23 protein-coding genes and 1 pseudogene are annotated in these 21868 nt (G+C 59.1%); 16 read left to right on the plus strand and 8 right to left on the minus strand.

Features of this window, described 5'->3' with window-relative positions; genetic code table 11:
• The first annotated feature begins 297 nt into the window (after positions 1 to 297).
• Entirely contained in the window at positions 298 to 507 is a 210-nt protein-coding gene (locus ACRESH_RS08865; RefSeq protein ID WP_010221054.1) for a cold-shock protein, read from the plus strand.
• A gap of 135 nt (positions 508 to 642) precedes the next feature.
• Here the strand turns inward: ACRESH_RS08865 and apbC are convergent, their stop codons facing one another.
• Entirely contained in the window at positions 643 to 1737 is a 1095-nt protein-coding gene (apbC, locus tag ACRESH_RS08870; protein ID WP_431741634.1) for an iron-sulfur cluster carrier protein ApbC, read from the minus strand.
• Between the two features lie 154 nt (positions 1738 to 1891).
• On the opposite strand from apbC, the gene metG reads away from it, so the two are divergent.
• The 8 genes and pseudogenes from metG (at position 1892) to ACRESH_RS08910 (ending at position 8485) form a co-directional block, all read left to right on the plus strand.
• The gene (gene metG, locus ACRESH_RS08875; RefSeq protein WP_431741635.1) at positions 1892 to 3931 is read left to right on the plus strand and encodes a methionine--tRNA ligase; all 2040 of its coding nucleotides are present in this window, start codon (positions 1892 to 1894) and stop codon (positions 3929 to 3931) included.
• Positions 3932 to 4021: 90 nt separating this feature from the next.
• The gene (locus tag ACRESH_RS08880) at positions 4022 to 4603 is read left to right on the plus strand and encodes an Rnf-Nqr domain containing protein (RefSeq protein ID WP_431741636.1); all 582 of its coding nucleotides are present in this window, start codon (positions 4022 to 4024) and stop codon (positions 4601 to 4603) included.
• Positions 4600 to 5436 (plus strand): annotated as a pseudogene (gene rsxB / locus ACRESH_RS08885) (electron transport complex subunit RsxB); the annotation flags it as partial. The gene ACRESH_RS08880 and the pseudogene rsxB, both read left to right, overlap by 4 nt.
• A gap of 4 nt (positions 5437 to 5440) precedes the next feature.
• Positions 5441 to 6427, plus strand: a complete 987-nt coding sequence (locus ACRESH_RS08890) for an RnfABCDGE type electron transport complex subunit D (protein ID WP_431741637.1) — start codon at positions 5441 to 5443, stop codon at positions 6425 to 6427.
• The gene (locus tag ACRESH_RS08895; RefSeq protein ID WP_431741638.1) at positions 6424 to 7041 is read left to right on the plus strand and encodes an RnfABCDGE type electron transport complex subunit G; all 618 of its coding nucleotides are present in this window, start codon (positions 6424 to 6426) and stop codon (positions 7039 to 7041) included. Before ACRESH_RS08890 ends, ACRESH_RS08895 begins: the two co-directional genes overlap by 4 nt.
• Positions 7034 to 7558: an Rnf-Nqr domain containing protein gene (locus tag ACRESH_RS08900; protein ID WP_431741639.1), complete on the plus strand. Its 525-nt coding sequence runs from the start codon at positions 7034 to 7036 to the stop codon at positions 7556 to 7558. The genes ACRESH_RS08895 and ACRESH_RS08900 overlap by 8 nt, the downstream gene beginning before the upstream one ends.
• A gap of 4 nt (positions 7559 to 7562) precedes the next feature.
• Positions 7563 to 8201 (plus strand): endonuclease III, encoded by a 639-nt coding sequence (nth, locus tag ACRESH_RS08905; protein WP_431741640.1) that lies wholly within the window; start codon positions 7563 to 7565, stop codon positions 8199 to 8201.
• A gap of 104 nt (positions 8202 to 8305) precedes the next feature.
• Complete coding sequence (locus tag ACRESH_RS08910; RefSeq protein ID WP_431741641.1) at positions 8306 to 8485, plus strand: PA3496 family putative envelope integrity protein; 180 nt, start codon at positions 8306 to 8308, stop codon at positions 8483 to 8485.
• 96 nt (positions 8486 to 8581) lie between these two features.
• Here ACRESH_RS08910 and ACRESH_RS08915 read toward each other — a convergent pair whose 3' ends face one another.
• Entirely contained in the window at positions 8582 to 9208 is a 627-nt protein-coding gene (locus ACRESH_RS08915; protein ID WP_431741642.1) for a response regulator, read from the minus strand.
• Positions 9209 to 9636: 428 nt separating this feature from the next.
• Between ACRESH_RS08915 and ACRESH_RS08920 the strand changes: the two genes are divergently transcribed.
• Entirely contained in the window at positions 9637 to 10197 is a 561-nt protein-coding gene (locus ACRESH_RS08920; RefSeq protein WP_431741643.1) for a hypothetical protein, read from the plus strand.
• A gap of 43 nt (positions 10198 to 10240) precedes the next feature.
• Here the strand turns inward: ACRESH_RS08920 and ACRESH_RS08925 are convergent, their stop codons facing one another.
• On the minus strand, positions 10241 to 11458 hold the full coding sequence (locus ACRESH_RS08925; protein WP_045185748.1) for an argininosuccinate synthase: 1218 nt from the start codon (positions 11456 to 11458) through the stop codon (positions 10241 to 10243).
• Between the two features lie 129 nt (positions 11459 to 11587).
• A complete protein-coding gene (locus tag ACRESH_RS08930) occupies positions 11588 to 12541 on the minus strand; it encodes a flagellar protein MotY (protein ID WP_431741644.1) in 954 nt (317 codons plus the stop codon).
• Between the two features lie 130 nt (positions 12542 to 12671).
• Here ACRESH_RS08930 and pyrC point away from each other — a divergent pair, with 130 nt between their 5' ends.
• Positions 12672 to 13718, plus strand: a complete 1047-nt coding sequence (gene pyrC, locus ACRESH_RS08935; protein ID WP_431741645.1) for a dihydroorotase — start codon at positions 12672 to 12674, stop codon at positions 13716 to 13718.
• Positions 13715 to 14383, plus strand: coding sequence for a ribonuclease T (rnt, locus tag ACRESH_RS08940; RefSeq protein ID WP_431741646.1), 669 nt, complete (start codon positions 13715 to 13717; stop codon positions 14381 to 14383). Before pyrC ends, rnt begins: the two co-directional genes overlap by 4 nt.
• A gap of 60 nt (positions 14384 to 14443) precedes the next feature.
• Here the strand turns inward: rnt and ACRESH_RS08945 are convergent, their stop codons facing one another.
• Complete coding sequence (locus ACRESH_RS08945) at positions 14444 to 15046, minus strand: peroxiredoxin (protein WP_431741647.1); 603 nt, start codon at positions 15044 to 15046, stop codon at positions 14444 to 14446.
• A gap of 234 nt (positions 15047 to 15280) precedes the next feature.
• Between ACRESH_RS08945 and ACRESH_RS08950 the strand changes: the two genes are divergently transcribed.
• On the plus strand, positions 15281 to 15499 hold the full coding sequence (locus ACRESH_RS08950) for a bacterioferritin-associated ferredoxin (RefSeq protein WP_431741693.1): 219 nt from the start codon (positions 15281 to 15283) through the stop codon (positions 15497 to 15499).
• 199 nt (positions 15500 to 15698) lie between these two features.
• Complete coding sequence (bfr, locus tag ACRESH_RS08955; RefSeq protein ID WP_431741648.1) at positions 15699 to 16169, plus strand: bacterioferritin; 471 nt, start codon at positions 15699 to 15701, stop codon at positions 16167 to 16169.
• A gap of 65 nt (positions 16170 to 16234) precedes the next feature.
• Here bfr and grxD read toward each other — a convergent pair whose 3' ends face one another.
• On the minus strand, positions 16235 to 16570 hold the full coding sequence (gene grxD / locus ACRESH_RS08960) for a Grx4 family monothiol glutaredoxin (protein WP_431741649.1): 336 nt from the start codon (positions 16568 to 16570) through the stop codon (positions 16235 to 16237).
• Positions 16571 to 16662: 92 nt separating this feature from the next.
• The gene (locus tag ACRESH_RS08965; protein ID WP_431741650.1) at positions 16663 to 18771 is read right to left on the minus strand and encodes a molybdopterin oxidoreductase family protein; all 2109 of its coding nucleotides are present in this window, start codon (positions 18769 to 18771) and stop codon (positions 16663 to 16665) included.
• 365 nt (positions 18772 to 19136) lie between these two features.
• Between ACRESH_RS08965 and argF the strand changes: the two genes are divergently transcribed.
• Both argF and ACRESH_RS08975 read left to right on the plus strand, forming a co-directional pair.
• A complete protein-coding gene (argF, locus tag ACRESH_RS08970) occupies positions 19137 to 20057 on the plus strand; it encodes an ornithine carbamoyltransferase (RefSeq protein ID WP_431741651.1) in 921 nt (306 codons plus the stop codon).
• Entirely contained in the window at positions 20054 to 21163 is a 1110-nt protein-coding gene (locus ACRESH_RS08975; RefSeq protein WP_431741652.1) for an ABC transporter ATP-binding protein, read from the plus strand. The genes argF and ACRESH_RS08975 overlap by 4 nt, the downstream gene beginning before the upstream one ends.
• Before the next feature lie 33 nt (positions 21164 to 21196).
• Here the strand turns inward: ACRESH_RS08975 and ybaK are convergent, their stop codons facing one another.
• Complete coding sequence (gene ybaK / locus ACRESH_RS08980) at positions 21197 to 21667, minus strand: Cys-tRNA(Pro) deacylase (RefSeq protein ID WP_431741653.1); 471 nt, start codon at positions 21665 to 21667, stop codon at positions 21197 to 21199.
• Between the last annotated feature and the right edge of the window lie 201 nt (positions 21668 to 21868).

The following is a 21868-nucleotide window of genomic DNA, read 5'->3' on the forward strand; positions in this document are numbered from 1 at the left end:
GCCCGGCGCCCGGTTCAAAGTTTCATCCACCGTCAGGCGTCGAATCCCCGTGCGGCGGGCCCTTCAGGGAGGCTTGCCGCACCGTCAGTCATGATTTGCGCGAAAGCTGTACAAGACCATTGGCACGTTCTGGAAAAACGGTTAAGGTGACGCCACTGTGCTGCACGTGTCACTGAGAATATCTACCTGATGCAAGATTTCGATCAACCCATCTTCATGAATTTTCTGCCTCTTTGCACTCAGTCTCGGCCAGGGCGTTTCCTGAGTCGTAGTTAACTTTGTCCAAGGAGACAGACCATGTCCAATCGCCAAACCGGTACCGTTAAGTGGTTCAACGATGAAAAAGGCTTCGGCTTCATCACCCCACAATCCGGTGACGACCTGTTCGTACACTTCAAAGCCATCAAGGCTGACGGCTTCAAGAGCCTGAAAGAAGGCCAAGCGGTCTCTTTCATCGCTACCCGCGGTCAGAAAGGCATGCAGGCTGAAGAAGTAGAAGTTATCTAACTTCCGCTTTACAGCTTGAAAAAGCCCCGCCCTTAACCGGCGGGGTTTTTTTTGCCCTTGATTCGGGCCTCATCGCGGGGCAAGCCCGCTCCCACCGGTTCAGTGGGAGCGGGCTTGCCCCGCGATGCATTCAAATCAATCTTCGCTAATAGTGATATTCGGCATGGCAGGCGCCGCAGCCTCCTGCAACACGATCCGCGCACCGACCTGACGAGCCAGTTCCTGGTAAACCATGGCAATCTGGCTCTCCGGCTCGGCAATAGCCGTTGGCTTGCCACTGTCGGCTTGTTCACGAATCAGCATCGACAGCGGTAGCGAGGCCAGCAGCTCCACACCATATTGGCTGGCCAACTTCTCACCACCCCCTTCACCGAACAGATGCTCGGCATGGCCACAGTTGGAGCAGATATGCACGGCCATGTTCTCGACCACGCCCAGCACCGGGATATTGACCTTGCGGAACATTTCCACGCCTTTCTTGGCGTCGATCAGAGCCAGGTCTTGCGGGGTGGTGACGATCACAGAACCTGCAACCGGGACTTTCTGCGCCAGGGTCAACTGGATGTCGCCGGTGCCTGGTGGCATGTCGATCACCAGGTAGTCGAGGTTGTCCCAGGCGGTCTGGGTCACCAGTTGCAGTAAAGCGCCGGAGACCATCGGGCCACGCCAGACCATCGGCGTATTGTCATCCGTGAGGAAGGCCATGGACATGACTTCGACGCCATAGGCCTTGAGCGGAACGAACCACTTCTGGTCGCGGATCTGCGGCCGGGTACGCTCGGGGATGCCGAACATCACACCTTGGCTCGGGCCATAGATGTCGGCATCAAGAATACCCACTCGCGCCCCTTCACGGGCCAGGGCCAGGGCCAGGTTGGCGGCGGTCGTGGACTTGCCCACCCCACCCTTGCCCGAGGCCACGGCAATGATGTTCTTGACGTTGGCCATACCCGGAATCTGCGCCTGGGACTTATGCGCGGCGATCACGCAGTTGATTTCGACCTGTGCCGAGACGACCCCGTCGATACCTTCGATGGCGGTCTGCAGGACTTGCGCCCAGCCATTCTTGAACAGACCGGCAGCGTAACCCAGTTGCAACTGGACACTGACCCGCTCGCCCTGGATATCGATGGCCTGCACACAGCCGGCGCTGACCGGATCCTGGTTCAGGTAAGGGTCGGTGTACTGGCGAAGAACGGCTTCGACGGCTGCGCGAGTGACGGCACTCATGGAGACTCCCGTTAAAAAGACTGAGTAAAACAGACCACTATGCTAACCCGCGAAACATCCACAGACGTCCATGGGGTGAAATAAATTTCCCGGCGTTTTATAGTGGCCGATCACCGTTTCATCTCAAGTAGCCGAAAAAAGTAGCCGAGCCCCCATGTCCGAGCCACGTCAGATTCTCGTCACCAGCGCCCTGCCCTATGCCAACGGGTCGATCCACCTTGGCCACATGCTCGAGTACATCCAGACAGACATGTGGGTGCGCTTCCAGAAGCACCGCGGCAACCAGTGCACCTACGTCTGCGCTGACGATGCGCATGGTTCTGCCATCATGCTGCGCGCCGAGAAGGAAGGCATCACGCCGGAACAGCTGATCGCCGCCGTCCAGGCCGAACACAGCAGCGACTTCGCCGACTTCCTGGTGGAGTTCGACAACTTCCACTCGACCCACGCCGAAGAAAACCGCGAACTGTCGAGCCAGATCTACCTCAAGCTGCGTGACGCCGGGCACATCGCTACCCGTTCGATCACCCAGTATTTCGACCCGGACAAGCAGATGTTCCTGGCCGACCGCTTCATCAAGGGCACTTGCCCAAAATGTGCGGCCGACGACCAGTACGGCGACAACTGCGAAAAGTGCGGTGCCACCTACGCGCCCACCGAGCTGAAGAACCCCAAGTCGGCGATTTCCGGCGCGACCCCGGTACTCAAGGACTCCCAGCACTTCTTCTTCAAGCTGCCCGACTTCCAGGCCATGCTCCAGCAGTGGACCCGCAGCGGCACCCTGCAGGACGCCGTGGCCAACAAGATCGCCGAGTGGCTGGATGCCGGCCTGCAGGAATGGGACATCTCCCGTGACGCCCCGTATTTCGGTTTCGAAATCCCTGACGAGCCGGGCAAATACTTCTATGTCTGGCTGGACGCGCCGATCGGCTACATGGCCAGCTTCAAGAACCTCTGCGCCCGTCGCCCCGACCTGGACTTCGATGCGTTCTGGAACAAGGACTCCAAGGCCGAGCTGTACCATTTCATCGGCAAGGACATCGTCAACTTCCACGCCCTGTTCTGGCCAGCCATGCTCGAAGGCGCCGGCTACCGCAAGCCGACCGGCATCAATGTGCACGGCTACCTGACCGTCAACGGTTCGAAGATGTCCAAGTCGCGCGGCACCTTCATCAAGGCCCGCACCTACCTGGACCACCTGGCGCCGGAATACCTGCGTTACTACTACGCCTCCAAACTCGGCCGCGGCGTCGATGACCTCGACCTGAACCTCGAAGACTTCGTGCAGAAAGTCAATTCCGACCTGGTCGGCAAGGTCGTCAACATTGCCAGCCGTTGCGCCGGGTTCATTCAAAAGGGCAACGATGGCGTGATGGTGGCCGGCGATGCCGCTCCAGAGCTGACCGAAGCCTTCCTGGCCGCCGCACCGGGCATCGCCGAGGCCTATGAAGGTCGCGACTTCGCCCGTGCCATGCGTGAAATCATGGCCCTGGCCGACCGCGCCAACGCCTGGATCGCCGACAAGGCCCCATGGTCCCTGGCCAAGCAGGAAGGCAAGCAGGACGAAGTTCAAGCGATCTGCGCCCAGGGCATCAACCTGTTCCGCCAACTGGTGATCTTCCTCAAACCGGTACTGCCGTTGCTGGCCGCCGATGCAGAGGCGTTCCTCAATGTTGCGCCGCTGACCTGGGACGACCATCAGACCCGCCTGAGCAATCACCAGCTGAACCCGTTCAAGGCGCTGATGAGCCGTATCGACCCGGCCAAGGTCGAAGCCATGACCGCCGCCAGCAAGGAAGACCTGGCCGCCAGCCAGACCTCTGTTGTCAGCGGCAATGGCGAGCTGAGCAAAGACCCGCTGTCGGCCGAGATCGACTTCGATACCTTCGCTGCCGTAGACCTGCGTGTGGCCCTGATCCTCAAGGCCGAAGCCGTGGAGGGTGCCGACAAGCTGCTGCGCCTGACCCTGGACATCGGTGACGAGCAACGCAACGTGTTCTCCGGCATCAAGTCGGCCTACCCGGATCCGGCCAAGCTCGAGGGTCGTCTGACCATGATGATCGCCAACCTCAAGCCGCGCAAAATGCGCTTCGGTATCTCCGAAGGCATGGTTATGGCTGCAGGTCCCGGCGGTGAAGAAATCTACCTGCTCAGCCCCGACAGCGGCGCCAAGCCCGGTCAACGCATCAAGTAAGGCCCATGCCCCGGACGATTGCGTCCGGGGCGCTCTCATCCTCGCGTCATTGCCGGATAATGGCGAACAGCCCTGGCATTGTGCACCTCCATGAGCGAATTCATTCTGGCCCTGATCAGCACCGCGCTGGTCAACAACCTGATCCTGCATCAGGGGCTGGCCATCGACCCAGCCTTGCACCCTTCGGCTGGCCACGACCGCCGTCGACTGCATGCCCTGGGGCTGGCTACGCTGGCGTTGCTGGTATTGACCACCACGCTGGGGCAGCTGCTTTACCGCTTCGTCCTGCAACCCTTGCAGCTTGACTACCTGCGTCTGTTCGTCCTTTTACCCCTGTGTGTACTGCTGATTGAACCGCTGCTTGGACTGTTGTCTCGAGTACTGCCGACTCTGCCCTTCAATGGGCTGATGCCGTTACTGCTGGGTAATGTGGCACTGCTAGGCTTGAGCCTGCAGGTCACTGAAGGCGGCTACGGCGCACTGCAGACCCTGGCCTGGAGCCTGGGCGGCGGCCTGGGTTTCTGGTTGGCCTTGGGCCTGTTCGCCGACCTGCGTCAACGCAGCGACAACAAGGCTATACCCCGGAGCTTTCGCGGCCTGCCTGTAGAGCTGATCGGAGCTGGCGTGATGGCCTTGGCGTTTCTCGGCTTCAACGGATTATTTACATCATGAGCCTGATTCAACGCATCGACGCCCTGCTGCCGCAAACCCAATGCGGCAAGTGTGGTCACCCTGGCTGCAAGCCCTATGCAGAGGGCCTGGCCAAAGGCGAGGCGATCAACAAATGTCCGCCCGGGGGCAACGAAACCATCGCCGCCCTGGCCAACCTCTTGCAGGTGCCAATCATCGCCCTGGACCCGGAACGCGGCACCGCGCCGCCTCAGGTCGCCTTTATCCGCGAAGCCGAGTGCATTGGCTGCACCAAATGCATCCAGGCCTGCCCAGTGGATGCCATTGTCGGTGCAGCCAAGTTGATGCACACCGTCATCAGCGCCGAGTGCACAGGCTGCGACCTGTGCGTGGCACCCTGCCCGGTAGACTGCATCGATCTACTGCCCCTGAGCGCAACCAGCAACATCGTACCGATTGTCGGCGGGATGGCCCCAGACCGCGAGGCACTGGCGGCACGCAGCAACAAACGCAACCACGCACGCCGTCGCTTTGAATTGCGCAACAGCCGCCTGCAGCGCGAAGAGGCGCGCAAGCAAACCGAGCGTGCAGCTCGCAGTCAACGTACCGCAATGGCCAACAGCACAGACCAGCCCGCTGCGAGTGATGACCCGATCAAAGCTGCCATCGAGCGGATCAAGGCGCAGAAAGCCGCTGCTGCCGATGCAGCCCTGAAAAAGGCCAAAATCGCAGCGACCATGAGCCGGGCACAGCTGAACAAAGCCAGAAGCGCCTTCGGTGAGGCACCGAGCGATGCTCAGCGGGCTCAGCTGGCTGAGTTGGCGCAGGAGGCCGAACAGGCCCAGGCGCACCTGCAGGCCTTGCAAGCGGCCACCGTCCATGCCAGCCGTTGACACCAGCGACCGCCTGCGCAGCGCCATGATGCTGGTGCTACTGGCATGCCTGCCGGGTGTGCTGACGCTGCTCTGGCAGCACGGCTGGGGGCTACTGTTCAATCTGTTATTGTGTGCGGCTTCAGCCCTGGCGAGCGAAGCGCTGCTGCTCAAACTCCAGCAACGCCCTGTGCTGCCGTCACTCAATGACGGCAGCGCCCTGGTCAGCGCAACCCTGCTTGCCGTTGCCCTGCCTGCCTACGCGCCCTGGTGGGTACCGGTAATCGCCACGGCAAGCGCCATCACCCTCGGCAAGCAACTTTACGGCGGCGTCGGCAAAAACCCGTTCAACCCGGCCATGCTCGGCTATGCCGTGGTTTTGGTGGCCTTTCCGCTGCACATGACCCAATGGCCCGGCGTACAACTGTTGGACCTGGGGACCAGCCTGCAGCATGTCTTGGACATGAGCAGCAACGAACGACCCGACGCCTGGGCGCAGGCCACAATCCTTGATGGCCTGCGCAACAACCGCAGCCTGACCCTGGACGAACTGTTCAGCAGCCATCCAGGATTCGGTCATTTCGGGGGTGAGGGCAGCGAATGGGTCAATCTTGCCTTCCTGCTTGGCGGCTTGCTGCTGTTGCAACGCAAAGTCTTCAGTTGGCATGCCCCAGTCGGCTTGCTGGCGAGTCTGTCGGTAATCAGCCTGTTGTTCTGGAATGGATCTGGCTCGGACTCCAATGGCTCACCGCTACTCCATTTGTTCAGCGGCTCAACCATGCTGGCAGCATTCTTTATCGCCACAGAACCCGTTTCCGGCCCCAAGTCAGCGCAGGCAAGGTTGCTGTTTGGCATAGGTATGGGCTTGTTGATTTACCTGATCCGCACATGGGGCAGCTATCCCGATGGCACAGCGTTCGCAGTGCTGTTGATGAACCTCTGCGTACCGGCGCTGGAGCGCTTGGCCGATCGACGCCAAGCGGTGTCATCATGAACCACTCTTCGATACGCAGTGCCATGTTGCTCTTGCTCATTGCGCTGTTGAGCCTCGGTAGCAGCGTGATCTGGCAGCACTTCAGCGCCCGGGATATTGCCCTGGCGGAGCAGAAGCTCAAAGCGCAGACCTGGCTCAGTGTCCTGCCAGAAAAGATCTATGACAACCAGCCGTTGCAATCCCCCTTGGCATTGACCACGCCCACCCTCGCCCACAGCCAGTTGTTGGCAGGCTATCGCGCCACCCTTGCGGGCCGCCCCAGCGCGGTGGTGCTGCACAGTCAGGTCCAAGGCTACGCAGGCCAACTCGAACTGCTGATCGCCATCGATCCGCAGGGTCGCCTGATCGGCACCAAGGTACTACGCCAGCAGGAAACGCCAGGTTTGGGTGGCGAACTGGTAGAGCCGGGCAACCACTGGCTGCAGGCCTTTAGCGGCGCCAGTCGCCAAAGCACACCCGATGCAGCCTGGGCCCTCAAGCGCGACAGGGGTCAGTTCGATCAACTGGCAGGCGCCACGGTGACTTCGCGCGCAGTGATCCACGCCATGCATGACGCCCTGCGCTACTTCGACGAACATCGTCAGCTATTATTTGAGGAAGGTAGCGATGAGTAGACAATGGCTGGCCGCGGTGAGCCTGACGCCGTTACTGGGTGCCACCCAGACACTGCTCAACGCTTGCGCCATTGCCGGCTTCGGCGTGTTACTGATCGCCATGCATCACTTGCTCATGAGGCCGTTGCACCACTGGTTTACGGCCAGCAGCAGGATGCTGGCCAGCGTGCTGCTGGCAGCCGCGTTAGTCACCTGCCTGGAACTGACGCTGCGCGCTTGGGCCCTCCCCCTCTATCAGGCGTTGAGCCCCTATCCGGCGTTGATCGCCGTACAATGCCTGGTGTTCGAATACGCTCAAGGCGAGAACCGCCGCTGGCGGGACGTCGCTCTGTTGCTATGCGGATTCGCCGCTCTGTGCATTGCCCTGGGAGTTTGTCGCGAACTGTTGGCTGGATGGGTTGGATTGCGTCTGGCCGCACTGCTGCCTGGTGCGTTTTTTCTGTTGGGCCTGTTGTTGGCCCTGTACAACTGGGTTTGCCTGCGGCGAGCCCCCTCACGTCGTCAAGGAAAGCGTTGACCCCATGAATGCTGCCAAACGCCTGGAAATATTTCGCAGGCTGCACGAAGACAACCCTGAGCCCAAGACAGAACTGGCCTATACCTCCCCCTTCGAGTTGCTGATTGCGGTAATTCTTTCGGCCCAAGCCACCGACGTCAGCGTGAACAAGGCGACCGCCAAGCTGTACCCGGTCGCCAATACTCCCGAAACCATCTATGCCCTGGGCGTCGACGGGCTATCGCAATACATCAAGACCATTGGCCTGTACAACAGCAAGGCCCGCAACGTGATCGAGACCTGCCGCCTGCTGATCGAACAGCATGATAGTCAGGTACCGCAAACCCGCGAGGCACTCGAAGCATTGCCCGGCGTGGGTCGCAAGACCGCCAACGTGGTCCTCAACACAGCATTCCGGCAACTGGCAATGGCTGTGGATACGCATATCTTCCGGGTCAGCAACCGCACTGGGATCGCCCCCGGCAAGACGGTGCTTGAGGTTGAGAAGGCACTGATGAAGTTCGTGCCCAAGGCCTACCTGCTCGATGCCCACCACTGGCTGATCCTGCACGGACGCTATGTGTGTCTGGCACGCAAACCCCGTTGCGGAAGTTGTCGGATCGAAGACCTGTGTGAATACAAGCAGAAAACCTCCGACGATTGAGAGGATTGTGAGAAACGCGCCTTCTCGATTGAAAAAATCTTTTTTACCCACTCAAGAATTCTCGCTATAAGGTGCGCCAATGGCCTCTTGGCTGGGAGTGACATATGAGCACCGTAAAAGAAGACCTGGATGTAGATGAAGAACTCTCTCCTGTTGACTCAGACGATGTCGAGCCGGCTGTTGAAACAGCGAAGACCAACCTGAGCAAGCGCCGCACCATTGATAACCTGCTGGAAGAGCGTCGCTTGCAGAAACAATTGGCCGATTACGATTTCGACCTCTGACACCTCGACACCGGACAGCCGGACAACCCCTGGCTGTTCGGTACCGACTTCACTAACAAAGCCTCCTGAATGGAGGCTTTGTTGCTTTTGGCTTCATCAAACCAGAGCGTTGCGCTGGGCCAGCTCGATCAGGTCAACCAATGATCGCGCATTGAGCTTGAGCAGTAGACGGGTCTTGTAAGTACTGACGGTCTTGTTGCTCAGAAACATACCGTCCGCAATTTCCTTGTTGGTCTTGCCTCGCGCCAGTTGCTGCAGGACCATCATCTCTCGGCCCGACAGGCGCTCGACCATGTCGGCCTCGCTGACGCCACCCAGGTTGCTGCGCACCGAGTGCAACGCTTGATTCGGGAAATAACTGTAGCCAGACAGCACCGCCTTGATTGCACTGAGCAGCTCGGTAAGATCCTGCTGCTTGCAGACGTAACCGGCTGCACCTGCCTGCATGCAGCGCATCGAGAAGTGCCCGGGCGCCTGCGAAGTCAGGACCAGCACCTTGGCAGCCGGGCAGGTGGACGCGAGCCGGGCGATGACTTCGAGGCCGTCGAGCTTGGGGATACCGATGTCCAGAATGACGATATCAGGATCATACTCTCGTGCCAGTTGTAACGCGTCCACGCCATTATCCGTCTCCGCGATGACTTCATAACCATGCCGCTCCATCAGCATACGTACCGCCAGGCGAATGACCGGATGATCATCCACGATCAGCACTTTATTCATGGGCAGATCCAATTGTTCGCTGTTCGATTTTTTGAGCCCGCACAATAACCTAATTGTGCGACATATTGTATTTCGGTACCCGCGAGCAAATGCATATAAGGATGAAACCTACACACATGGAGGATTAGTCCTACAAAAAATTTGCGCCCACACACGCTCACACTTAAAACAGTGCCTCCGAGCAAAACAGCGCTAACCTCCACAACTAAAAGTAGCACCAGAGCGCATTGACAATCCAGCCAACATCACCTTAATAATTGCAGGAAAAATCCTATACTTCTGCTTGATATGTACCAACACCTATAAGACTTTATACAAAGTGCAAGGTAACAAGTTCCCCGATCAGAAATCCCACCCAGTGCCATCCAAGTTAATTACCCCGAACAATTACCACTCGACTGGGTGATACCGAAAGCGAGGACACGGCAATGAGCAACGCTGAGCCGAGAAGCCCATTGACCATCATCGCGATATTTGCCGGCATTATCGAGGCCTCGGCACTGGCTTCGTTGCCTTTTCTAAGCGAGGGCAGTCAGAACACCTACACATGGTTCCTGGTAGGCTTTCCATTTTTCCTGACAGTCTTGTTCTTCCTCACGCTGAACTTCAACTACAAATCTCTGTACTCACCCCCTGTAGTCGAATCCACAGCCGACTCCGATACCCCTACTTCGCCACAGTCATCCACAATAGTGGACACCTTGATAAGCGACGTAATACAGGCACCTGTAGAAGTGCAAGCCGGCAATGAGTTGGCCAACATCCCGACGGACTATGGCATTGCACCTACTCATACGCCTGGCAATCCATTGCAGAATGCACAAACAAGCGTAACCATTACCATGAGCGGAGCCCGCGCCAGCCAACTGCTCGAACACTTTGCTGTACACGCACTGAACCAGCCCCAGCCACTGTGCAACACTTGGATACTATACAACCTGGAGACAGGCACCCAGACAACCCTGGCAACCCAGCCGATCGACAAGTAAAAAAAACCCCGGACCAGGCCGGGGTTTTCATTCAAGACGCCGTTCAGATCAGCGAACGGCCCTTGTTTGCAGCAATACGCATACGCAGGGCATTGAGCTTGATGAAACCCGCAGCGTCGGCCTGGTTGTAAGCACCACCATCTTCCTCGAAGGTCGCGATGTTGGCGTCGAACAGCGAGTCATCGGATTTGCGGCCGGTGACGATCACGTTGCCCTTGTACAGCTTCAGGCGAACCACACCGTTCACATTGACCTGGGAGGCGTCGATCATCTGTTGCAGCATCAGACGCTCCGGGCTCCACCAGTAGCCGGTGTAGATCAGGCTGGCATACTTGACCATCAGCTCATCTTTCAGGTGAGCGACTTCACGATCCAGGGTGATCGACTCGATCGCCCGGTGGGCGCGCAGCATGATGGTGCCGCCCGGGGTCTCGTAGCAGCCACGGGACTTCATGCCGACATAGCGGTTCTCGACGATGTCCAGACGACCGATGCCATTTTCGCCGCCAATGCGGTTGAGGGTAGCCAGCACGGTGGCCGGCGACATTTCAACGCCGTCCAGGGCGACGATGTCACCGTTGCGGTAGGTCAGTTCCAGATAGGTAGGAACGTCCGGCGCGGTTTCCGGCGACTTGGTCCACTTCCACATGTCTTCTTCGTGTTCGGTCCAGGTATCCTCCAGCACGCCGCCCTCATAAGAGATGTGCAGCAGGTTGGCGTCCATCGAATAAGGCGACTTCTTCTTGCCGTGACGCTCGATCGGGATACCGTGTTTCTCGGCATAGTCCATGAGTTTTTCGCGGGACAGCAGGTCCCACTCACGCCATGGTGCGATAACCTTGACGCCTGGCTTGAGTGCGTACGCACCCAGTTCGAAACGCACCTGGTCGTTACCCTTGCCGGTTGCACCATGGGAAATGGCGTCGGCGCCGGTTTCATTGGCGATTTCGATCAAGCGCTTGGCGATCAGCGGACGAGCGATGGAAGTACCCAGCAGGTACTCGCCTTCGTAAACGGTGTTGGCGCGGAACATCGGGAATACGAAGTCGCGCACGAACTCTTCGCGCAGGTCATCGATGTAGATTTCTTTCACGCCCATGGCCTGAGCCTTGGCGCGGGCCGGTTCGACCTCCTCGCCCTGCCCCAGGTCGGCGGTGAAAGTCACCACTTCACAGTTGTAGGTATCCTGCAGCCACTTGAGAATCACCGAAGTATCAAGGCCGCCGGAATACGCCAGAACGACCTTTTTTACGTCCGCCATGCCATCACTCCACGGGGTTGTACGGAAAGCCGTTGATTCTACCGGCCTTGCGGCAAAAATTACAGTGGGGCGACAGCTTGTGACGACAAAGCGACAGGAACTGTCGAGAGCGCGACGGACGGTCGCAGCTCAGGACTTGACCAACGGTTGCTTGGTAGCCGTTTGTGCAGCAGGCGCTGGTGCCAATTCTGGCGCTTTCTCTACTGCTTTCTCTACCGGTGTTTCCACTGGCGTCACGCGGTCCAACTGAATATTCACCCGGCGATTGCGCGCGCGGTTGGCGGCCGAGTTGTTGGCGGCCAACGGATAGCGCTCACCGTGGAACCGCATGCTGATCCGATCTTCAGGAATGCCGTGAGCCTTGAAGTACTCCATCACCGCCAGGGCCCGGCGCCGGGACAGGTCACGGTTGGTCAGGCGATTGCCACTGTTGTCGGAGTGACCATCGAGTTCAATGTGATTGACCGTCGGATCGGCCTTGAGGAAGTCCAGAATCACATCTAGCCGCGCCTTGGCATCGGCGTCCAGATCGATGCCGCCACCGGGAAAGCCGACCCGCGCCTGGCGAACCTGGTCATAGTTCATTGGCAGCAGCTTGGCGGCGCAGACCTGATAATCCCCATAGGCCTTGCTGAATTTCACTGGCAACAGGCGCACTTCCATCGCCCGCCCGGCTTCGCCGGCATAGTTGCGAACCACGGTACTGCGGCCATCGAGCAGGCCATTGATCAGGCGGCTGGCCTGACCCTGGGAGCTGGTAAACAGCACGCCGCTGCGTGCCATGCGCACCGACCCCAGGTTGATATCCGCGCGGCCAGGCTGCCAAGGCGCCGCCGCGGCAAGCAGGGTCGCTGAACCATTGCCCAGGGCATTGCTGCTCGATCGCAATTGAAAGGTGGCCTGTTCACCGGCACGGCGCACAAACTCACCGCTGCCGAAATCGGCAATCGGCTGAACCAGGCGGCATTCGAACTGATCGCCTTCGACCTTCCACTCAATATTCTCCAGACGGGTCTGGAAGGTGAGTGCTGTCGCTGGCAGGCAGGCAAACACACTGAGCAGGGCTAGATAACGCTGGCGCACGGGCGGCTCCACAGATTTTCACGGTATACCCGCAGGCTATCGGTCAGGTACGGCAAAACTTGATAGCGAGTGCTAGGTCCCAGCTTTTCCGGTAGCATTTACCTTGAGTTCGACCCGCCTGGAATCCCCAATGTCCGACCACCTGACCCTCCTGCGTCCCGATGACTGGCACATCCATCTTCGTGATGGCGCCGTCCTGCCCCACACCGTTGGCGACGTTGCGCGCACCTTTGCTCGCGCAATCATCATGCCCAACCTGGTACCTCCAGTGCGCAATGCCGCCGAAGCTGGCGCCTATCGCGAGCGGATTCTGGCCGCACGTCCGGCCGGTAGCCGCTTCGAACCGCTGATGGTGCTGTACCTCACTGACCGCACCCAGCCCGAGGACGTCCGCGCAGCCAAGGCCACTGGCTTCGTGCATGCCGCCAAGCTGTATCCGGCCGGCGCCACGACCAACTCCGATTCCGGCGTCAGCAGCATCGACACTATTTTCCCGGTGCTTGAAGCCATGGCCGAAATCGGCATGCCGCTGCTGGTGCACGGTGAAGTGACCCGCAGCGAGATCGACGTGTTCGACCGCGAGAAGCTGTTCATCGACGAACACCTGCGCCGTGTCGTCGAGCGCTTCCCGACCCTGAAAGTGGTCTTCGAACACATCACCACCAGCGATGCCGTGCAGTTCGTCAACGAGGCCCCGGCCAACGTCGGCGCGACCATCACCGCCCAGCACCTGCTGTACAACCGCAACCACATGCTGGTTGGCGGTATTCGCCCGCACTTCTATTGCCTGCCGATCCTCAAGCGCAACACCCACCAGGTGGCCTTGCTGGACGCCGCCACCAGCGGCAGCAGCAAGTTCTTCCTCGGCACCGACTCGGCACCGCACGCCCGTCACGCCAAGGAAGCGGCCTGTGGTTGCGCCGGCTGCTACACCGCCTATGCGGCCATCGAGATGTACGCCGAGGCGTTCGAGCAGCGTAACGCCCTGGACAAGCTCGAGGGTTTTGCCAGCAAGCACGGCCCTGACTTCTATGGCCTGGCGCGCAACACCGACACTATTACCCTGGTTCGCGAAAGCTGGACCGCCCCAAGCAGCTTGCCGTTCGGCGAGCAGACCGTTATCCCGCTGCGCGCCGGTGAGCAAATGCGCTGGCGCCTGCTGGAGAAAACTGCGTGAGTGAAGATCTGTACGACGACCAGGACGGTCCAAGCGGTGGCCCTCGCCACCCAATGGCGGAACGATTTCGTGGCTACCTGCCGGTTGTAGTGGATGTAGAGACTGGCGGCTTCAACAGCGCTACCGATGCCCTGCTGGAAATCGCAGCGGTCACCATCGGCATGGATGAAAAGGGCTTTCTGTTCCCGGAGCACACCTACTTCTTCCGCGTCGAACCCTTCGAAGGCGCCAACATCGAGCAGGCGGCCCTGGAGTTCACCGGCATCAAGCTGGATCACCCGTTGCGCATGGCTGTCAGTGAAGAGTCGGCGTTGACCGATATCTTCCGTGGCGTACGCAAGGCACTGAAGGCCAATGGCTGCAAGCGGGCGATCCTGGTCGGCCACAACAGCAGCTTCGACCTGAGTTTCCTTAACGCGGCCGTGACCCGCAACGACATGAAGCGCAACCCGTTTCATCCGTTCTCCAGCTTCGACACCGCGACCCTGGCCGGTCTTGCTTACGGCCAGACCGTGTTGGCCCGGGCCTGCCAGAGTGCCGACATCGATTTCGACGGTCGTGAGGCCCACTCGGCCCGCTATGACACCGAAAAGACTGCCGAGCTGTTCTGCGGCATCGTCAACCGCTGGAAGGAAATGGGCGGCTGGCAGGACTTCAACGACTGAAACCTGGCTGTACCCAGAAAAAAACCGGCCATCAAGGCCGGTTTTTTTTGTGGCTAGCTATTACAGCTTGCCAGCGTTCTCGCTCAGGTATGCAGCAACGCCTTCTGGCGAAGCGGTCATGCCCTTGTCGCCTTTTTTCCAGTTGGCAGGGCAGACTTCGCCGTGCTCTTCAACGAATTGCAGGGCGTCGACCAGACGCAGCAACTCGTCCATGTTGCGGCCCAGTGGCAGGTCGTTGACGATCTGCGAACGGACAACGCCTTTGTCGTCGATCAGGAACGCGCCACGCAAAGCAACACCCCCTCCGGACTCGACATCGTAAGCCTTGGCAATTTCGTGCTTCATGTCAGCAGCCATGATGTACTGCACCTGACCAATGCCGCCGGCATTGATCGGGGTGTTGCGCCAGGCGTTGTGGGTGAAGTGCGAGTCGATCGAAACAGCGATCACTTCAACATTGCGGTCGCGGAATTCTGCCATGCGGTGATCCAGAGCGATCAGCTCGGACGGGCAGACGAAGGTGAAGTCCAGCGGGTAGAAGAACACCAGGCCGTACTTGCCCTTGATGGCCGCAGCCAGGTTGAAGCTGTCGACGATTTCGCCATTGCCCAGTACGGCTGGAACAGTGAAGTCCGGGGCAGTTTTGCCAACGAGTACGCTCATTCGATATCTCCTGATGGTTTGAAACACGCTGTACAGGCAGGCATAAGCCCCCTGACAGTGCAAAGGTCGGCCATGATACACCGCCAGACGCTGCTCGCCGAATTTCAGGTCCTCGACGCTCGACACCTGCCGTTGGTCGCTCGAACCCATGATCTGGAATATTGCGCTTTGACAAGCATTCTCATTAACATTAAGCTTCTTCGCATTGAGCCTTTACCAGCGATGGTCTGCCCTATGTATGTGTGTCTTTGTGTTGGTGTAACCGACGGACAGATCCGCGATGCGATCTATGAAGGATGCTGCAGCTACAAGGAAGTCAGAACCGCCACCAACGTGGCGAGCCAGTGTGGCAAATGTGCCTGCCTGGCCAAGCAGGTGGTGCGTGAAACACTGACCCAATTACAGGTCAGCCAGGCCGCCTTGCCCTACCCTGTGGAATTTACTGCAGCGTAAAAACAGCCGATTCCAAGAACCGGACCTCGCGTCCGGTTTTTTTATGCCTGTAATTCAACAAGTTAGGATTAAAACGCGGAACACAAACATTCTTATTCCGATTAATTTTCACTTACTATTCAATAACTTAGGTTTGACAGTCGAAGTTACGGGGCTCAAACTCTTGCTTATAGGCACACTTATAGGGCAGGACCCCATCATGAAAGGCGACGTTAGCGTCATCCAGCATCTCAACAAGATCCTCGGAAACGAGCTGGTCGCAATCAACCAATACTTCCTGCATGCGCGCATGTATGAAGACTGGGGTCTGGATAAGCTCGGCAAGCACGAGTACAAGGAATCCATCGATGAAATGAAACACGCTGACAAACTGATCAAGCGTATTCTTTTTCTCGAAGGCCTCCCCAACGTCCAGGACCTGGGCAAGCTGCTGATTGGTGAACACACCAAGGAAATGCTCGAATGTGACCTGAAGATCGAGCAAAAAGGCCTGATCGACCTCAAAGCCGCTATCGCCCACTGTGAAACGGTTGGCGACTTCGGTAGCCGTGAACTGCTCGAAGACATCCTCGAGTCCGAGGAAGAGCATATCGACTGGCTGGAAACCCAGCTGAGCCTGATCGACAAAGTCGGTCTGGAAAACTACCTGCAGTCGCAGATGGGCGAGTAATCTCGTCAATCACGCTGCACAAAAAAGCCCCGCACTGCGGGGCTTTTTATTGACCAAACCTGTAATCAGGCCTTGGTCGCCTCAGCCTTGGCTGCAGCGTCCTTGATCAGGGTCTGCAGTTCGCCGTTGGCAAACATCTCAGCCATGATGTCGGAACCGCCAACCAGCTCACCGGCAACCCACAGTTGTGGGAAGGTCGGCCAGTTCGCATATTTTGGCAGGTTGGCGCGGATTTCCGGATTCTGCAGGATATCCACGTAAGCGAATTTCTCGCCACACCCCATCACGGCTTGCGCCGCCTTGGCCGAAAAACCGCACTGCGGGGCATTCGGCGAGCCTTTCATGTAAAGCAGAATGGTGTTGTTGGCAATCTGCTCTTTGATTGTTTCAATGATATCCATGAAGCACCTCGCGGCTGAACTTTCCGACCTGGTTGTCGGCACGGTGACGCATTGTATCGGAAAGCCGAGCTTGACGCTCGGCCTTGCCGATATCAGGCCGCAACCACCTGCACTGGCACGCCATTGAGGGCAGCGTTGCCAGAAACCGCATCGCGATGAAGCTCATCAGTGAGGTCATTGGCACTGGCCCCGGGTAGGTCGCGGGCGATTTCCATATGCACCCCGGCACGGGCATGACCAAAGCCATGGGGCAGGCTGACCACCCCGGGCATCATGTCGCTGCAGGCCTGCACCTCGACCTCGATGCTGCCGACCCGCGAACTGACCCTTACCCGCTGCCCATCCTGCAACTGCCGCCCTGTCAGGTCATCGGGGTGCATGAGCAACTGATGGCGCGGCTTGCCCTTCACCAGGCGGTGATAGTTGTGCATCCAGGAGTTGTTACTGCGCACATGCCGACGACCGATCAGCAGCAGTTGCTCAGGACCGGCAGCCTGCTGGGCGGCAAATCGCTGCAAATCACCAAGAATCTCCGCCGGCGCAGTCTGGATGCGCTGGTTGGCGGTCTTCAGGCGTGCAGCGAGGTTCGGCTGCAGCGGCCCCAGGTCAATGCCGTGAGGGTGCTGAGCCAGTGTCTTTATCGACAGATTGAAGGAAGAGTTGTCGCCATAACGCCCCTGACGCAAGCCGAGGTCAATCATCTGCGCCGGAGATACAGTCGGCTTCAACGGTTTGTCGCTGAGCGCGGCGCAGGCCCTGGCCAAGCCAACAAAGATTTCCCAGTCGTGCAGGGCCCCTTGCGGCTTGGGCAGGATCGCCCGATTGAAACGGCTGACGTTGCGCACCGCCAAGAGGTTGAAGGTGGTGTCGTAGTGATCGTTCTCCAGCGCCGAGGTGGACGGCAGGATCAGGTCGGCGTAACGCGTAGTTTCGTTGATGTAGAGATCGATACTGAGCATGAACTCAAGCCCGTCCAGCGCACGCTCCAGCTGCCGTCCGTTGGGCGTGGACAGCACCGGGTTGCCGGCCACGGTCACCAGGGCGCGCACCTGCCCTTCCCCTTCGCACAGCATTTCTTCAGCCAGCGCCGCTACCGGCAGCTCGCCGCCGTATTCCGGCAAGCCAGAGACCCGACTCTGCCAGGCATTGAAATGCCCACCTGAAGTACTCGCGACAAGATCCACCGCCGGTTGCGTGCACAGCGCACCGCCAACCCGGTCAAGGTTGCCACTGACCAGGTTGATCAGTTGCACCAGCCAATGGCAAAGCGTGCCGAACGCCTGTGTCGAAACGCCCATTCGGCCGTAGCACACTGCTTTGTCGGCAGCAGCGAAATCACGCGCCAACTGACGGATGACAAGCCCATCGACGCCGCAAAGGGGCGCCATCAATTCAGCGGGGAACGGGGCAATGGCGCCACGCACCTGGTCCAGGCCATCGACCGGCAACCCCGACCCACGCTCCAGGCCTTCGCTGAACAAGGTGTTGAGCACGCCGCAAAGCAATGCGGCATCCCCTCCAGGGCGGACAAATACATGCTGGTCAGCCATGGCCGCGGTTTCGCTGCGCCGCGGGTCGACCACCACCAGTTTACCGCCCCGGGCCTGGATCGCCTTAAGGCGTTTTTCGACATCCGGCACGGTCATGATGCTGCCATTGGAAGCCAAGGGATTGCCGCCCAGGATCAGCATGAAGTCGGTGTGGTCGATGTCCGGAATCGGTAGCAACAAGCCATGGCCATACATCAGGTAGCTGGTCAGGTGCTGGGGCAGTTGGTCGACCGAGGTGGCGGAAAAACGATTGCGGGTCTTGAGTAGGCCGAGGAAGTAGTTGCTGTGGGTCATCAACCCGTAATTGTGCACGCTGGGGTTGCCTTGATAGACCGCCACGGCGTCCTGCCCATGGGCCTGCTGGATAGCCCAGAGCTTGCGGGCGGCCAGCGCGAAGGCTTCGTCCCAGCCAATCGCCTGCCAACTGTCACCAACCCGTTTGTGCGGCGCGCGCAGGCGGTCAGGGTCATTCTGGATGTCTTGCAGGGCCACAGCCTTGGGGCAGATATGGCCGCGGCTGAAGCTGTCCTGGGGGTCCCCCTTGATCGAGCTGATCTGCGGCCCAGCACCAGGCTCCTGTGTAGTTTCGATGGTCAAGCCACAGATGGCTTCGCACAGGTGACAGGCACGGTGATGCAAGGTCTTGCTCATGGCCACCTCTTTCGGGTGTCTGGTAATCAGCCTGACTATGGGCCTGTGCTTGCGTGGCGACCAGCGAGTTTCGCCCTGTGAATCTACCGGCATCAGGCACAGCGATTCACTCGGGTGTTTGCCAAGGCGCCAGCAGGCAGTGTAAAACCTTGTGCAGCAAACAAAAAAAGCAGCCGCCCAATGGGTTACGACACTGCCTGCACGACAGACTGTGCACGCCCCACTTGGTATGACGCGACATTTAATTATAGTATTGCGTCTCCCCTTATTTCGTCGCCCCGTGCGGCTTTCGCCGCAGGTCACCTCCGTTGTTTCTGAAAACCGGCATTGTTGACCTGTGGTCTGTTGCAAAAAGGTAGTCAAACATGAGCGCTAGGCACTTTCTCTCCCTGATGGACTTCACACCCGACGAACTGCTCAGTGTGATCCGTCGAGGTATCGAGCTGAAGGACCTGCGTAACCGCGGCGTACTGTTCGAGCCCCTGAAGAATCGCGTACTGGGGATGATCTTCGAAAAATCCTCGACCCGTACCCGGCTGTCGTTCGAAGCCGGCATGATCCAGCTCGGCGGCCAGGCCATCTTCCTGTCCCCGCGCGACACCCAGCTGGGACGCGGCGAGCCGATCGGCGACTGCGCCATTGTCATGTCGCGCATGCTCGATGCGGTGATGATCCGTACCTTTGCCCATAGCACCCTGACCGAATTCGCCGCCAACTCCCGCGTGCCGGTGATCAATGGCCTGTCGGACGACCTGCACCCCTGCCAGCTGCTGGCCGACATGCAAACCTTCCTTGAGCATCGCGGTGCGATCCAGGGCAAGACCGTGGCCTGGATCGGTGATGGCAACAATATGTGCAACAGCTATATAGAAGCGGCGATCCGTTTCGACTTCCAGCTGCGTATCGCCTGCCCGGCCGAATTCGAGCCCAACCCACAGTTCCTGGCCAAGGCCGGCGACCGCGTGCAGATCTTCCGCGAACCCAAAGATGCAGTGCGCGGAGCGCACCTGGTGAGCACCGATGTCTGGACTTCCATGGGTCAGGAGGAGGAAACTGCACGGCGTCTGGCCTTGTTCGCGCCTTACCAGGTAACGCGCGAACTGCTCGACCTGGCAGCACCCGATGCCCTGTTCATGCACTGCCTGCCCGCCCACCGTGGCGAGGAGATCAGCCTGGACCTGCTCGACGACCCACGCTCGGTCGCCTGGGATCAAGCTGAAAACCGTCTGCATGCACAGAAGGCACTTCTCGAATTTCTTGTTGAACCGGCCTATCACCACGCATGAGTCAGCCTTTACTGCTTAACCTGCGCAACCTCGCCTGCGGCTATGGCGAGCAGCGCATCGTCCAGAAACTCAACCTGCACCTCAACGCCGGCGACATCGGTTGCCTGCTGGGCTCGTCGGGGTGCGGCAAAACCACTACCTTGCGAGCGATCGCCGGTTTCGAGCCGGTGCACGAAGGTGAGATCCAGTTGGGCGGCGCAGTCATCTCCAAGGCCGGGTTTACCCTGGCTCCGGAAAAACGCCGGATCGGCATGGTGTTCCAGGACTACGCGCTGTTCCCGCATCTGACCGTGGCCGAGAACATCGCCTTCGGTATCGGCAAGCACCCACAGCAGCAACACGTCGTGGCGGAGATGCTCGAACTGGTCAAGCTTGGCGGGCTCGGCAAACGCTACCCGCACGAGCTCTCCGGCGGCCAGCAGCAGCGTGTGGCCTTGGCCCGCGCATTAGCCCCCGAGCCGCAACTACTGCTGCTCGACGAGCCCTTCTCCAACCTCGACGTAGAACTGCGCCGGCGCCTGAGCCATGAGGTCCGCGATATTCTCAAAAGCCGTGGCACCAGTGCCATTCTGGTCACCCACGACCAGGAAGAAGCCTTTGCCGTCAGTGATCACGTCGGCGTCTTCAAAGAAGGCCGCCTGGAGCAATGGGATACCCCCTACAACCTCTATCACGAACCCCTGACGCCATTCGTAGCCAGCTTCATTGGCCAGGGCTACTTCATTCGTGGCCAGTTGACCAGCCCGGAGTCGGTGCAAACCGAACTGGGCGAGCTGCGTGGCAACCGCGCCTATACCTTCACCCCTGGCTGCGCGGTCGATGTCCTGCTGCGTCCGGACGACATCATTCATGCACCACACAGCGCACTCAAGGCGCTGATCATCGGCAAGAGTTTCCTCGGTGCATCGACCCTCTATCGCCTGCAACTGCCGACCGGCAGCCAGCTCGAAGCGATTTTCCCTAGCCATATCGACCATCAGGTCGGCGCTGAGGTAGGCATCGAAGTGGCCGCGGATCATCTGGTGCTGTTTGCAGTACCGGGCAGTGTTGCTGCGCAGTTGCCAGTACCGGAGAACGGTGTTCGGCGCTATAGCTCGGCGGTCTGACACGCCCATCGCGGGCTTACACCCGCGATGCTTTCAGCTACGGGCAATTTCGGCGAACTTCGCCTGAGTGTGCTCAGCCAGCACGGCCGCAGACAACTCAACTTCCAGCCCACGCCGGCCAGCGCTGACAAAAATAGTTCCAAAAGATCGAGCTGACTGATCAATAAACGTGCGCAGACGCTTCTTCTGCCCCAGTGGGCTGATCCCGCCCAATAGATACCCCGTCGAACGCTGGGCTGCAGCCGGATCGGCCATTTCGCACTTTTTCACCCCAGCGGCATGGGCCAGCCCCTTCAGATCCAGACTACCGACCACCGGGACCACGGCCACTAGCAACTCGCCTTTTTCGCTGCTCGCCAACAAGGTCTTGAACACCCGCACCGGCTCAAGGTCGAGTTTCTCAGCCGCTTCGAGCCCGTAGGACGCAGCTTTGGGATCATGTTCATAACTGTGGATGTGATGTTCGGCGCGAACCTTCTTCAGCAGATCCAGGGCAGGGGTCATGCAGGACTCCAAACAGAAAGTGAATGCCATTTCGCCAGCTACTTTAGGGCAAAACCCCAGCAGCAACCAATACCCACAACCGCCACCAATAGTCAGTTTGTGAACGCCGGTTCACTTTCGACCTTTGACATAAGCGTTTCTTGTCTATATTTTTTCGAATATGAATATAGCAATGCCCCGATAAGGTGCATTCTTTGCAGC

The organism is Pseudomonas sp. (assembly GCF_050739775.1).
Lineage (GTDB): Bacteria > Pseudomonadota > Gammaproteobacteria > Pseudomonadales > Pseudomonadaceae > Aquipseudomonas.

Coding starts and splice junctions, on each gene's coding strand:
- ACRESH_RS08865 (WP_010221054.1), top strand. CDS start 298: ATGTCCAATCGCCAAACCGGTACCGTTAAGTGGTTCAACGATGAAAAA.
- apbC (WP_431741634.1), bottom strand. CDS start 1,737: ATGAGTGCCGTCACTCGCGCAGCCGTCGAAGCCGTTCTTCGCCAGTAC.
- metG (WP_431741635.1), top strand. CDS start 1,892: ATGTCCGAGCCACGTCAGATTCTCGTCACCAGCGCCCTGCCCTATGCC.
- ACRESH_RS08880 (WP_431741636.1), top strand. CDS start 4,022: ATGAGCGAATTCATTCTGGCCCTGATCAGCACCGCGCTGGTCAACAAC.
- ACRESH_RS08890 (WP_431741637.1), top strand. CDS start 5,441: ATGCCAGCCGTTGACACCAGCGACCGCCTGCGCAGCGCCATGATGCTG.
- ACRESH_RS08895 (WP_431741638.1), top strand. CDS start 6,424: ATGAACCACTCTTCGATACGCAGTGCCATGTTGCTCTTGCTCATTGCG.
- ACRESH_RS08900 (WP_431741639.1), top strand. CDS start 7,034: ATGAGTAGACAATGGCTGGCCGCGGTGAGCCTGACGCCGTTACTGGGT.
- nth (WP_431741640.1), top strand. CDS start 7,563: ATGAATGCTGCCAAACGCCTGGAAATATTTCGCAGGCTGCACGAAGAC.
- ACRESH_RS08910 (WP_431741641.1), top strand. CDS start 8,306: ATGAGCACCGTAAAAGAAGACCTGGATGTAGATGAAGAACTCTCTCCT.
- ACRESH_RS08915 (WP_431741642.1), bottom strand. CDS start 9,208: ATGAATAAAGTGCTGATCGTGGATGATCATCCGGTCATTCGCCTGGCG.
- ACRESH_RS08920 (WP_431741643.1), top strand. CDS start 9,637: ATGAGCAACGCTGAGCCGAGAAGCCCATTGACCATCATCGCGATATTT.
- ACRESH_RS08925 (WP_045185748.1), bottom strand. CDS start 11,458: ATGGCGGACGTAAAAAAGGTCGTTCTGGCGTATTCCGGCGGCCTTGAT.
- pyrC (WP_431741645.1), top strand. CDS start 12,672: ATGTCCGACCACCTGACCCTCCTGCGTCCCGATGACTGGCACATCCAT.
- ACRESH_RS08945 (WP_431741647.1), bottom strand. CDS start 15,046: ATGAGCGTACTCGTTGGCAAAACTGCCCCGGACTTCACTGTTCCAGCC.
- ACRESH_RS08950 (WP_431741693.1), top strand. CDS start 15,281: ATGTATGTGTGTCTTTGTGTTGGTGTAACCGACGGACAGATCCGCGAT.
- bfr (WP_431741648.1), top strand. CDS start 15,699: ATGAAAGGCGACGTTAGCGTCATCCAGCATCTCAACAAGATCCTCGGA.
- grxD (WP_431741649.1), bottom strand. CDS start 16,570: ATGGATATCATTGAAACAATCAAAGAGCAGATTGCCAACAACACCATT.
- ACRESH_RS08965 (WP_431741650.1), bottom strand. CDS start 18,771: ATGAGCAAGACCTTGCATCACCGTGCCTGTCACCTGTGCGAAGCCATC.
- argF (WP_431741651.1), top strand. CDS start 19,137: ATGAGCGCTAGGCACTTTCTCTCCCTGATGGACTTCACACCCGACGAA.
- ACRESH_RS08975 (WP_431741652.1), top strand. CDS start 20,054: ATGAGTCAGCCTTTACTGCTTAACCTGCGCAACCTCGCCTGCGGCTAT.
- ybaK (WP_431741653.1), bottom strand. CDS start 21,667: ATGACCCCTGCCCTGGATCTGCTGAAGAAGGTTCGCGCCGAACATCAC.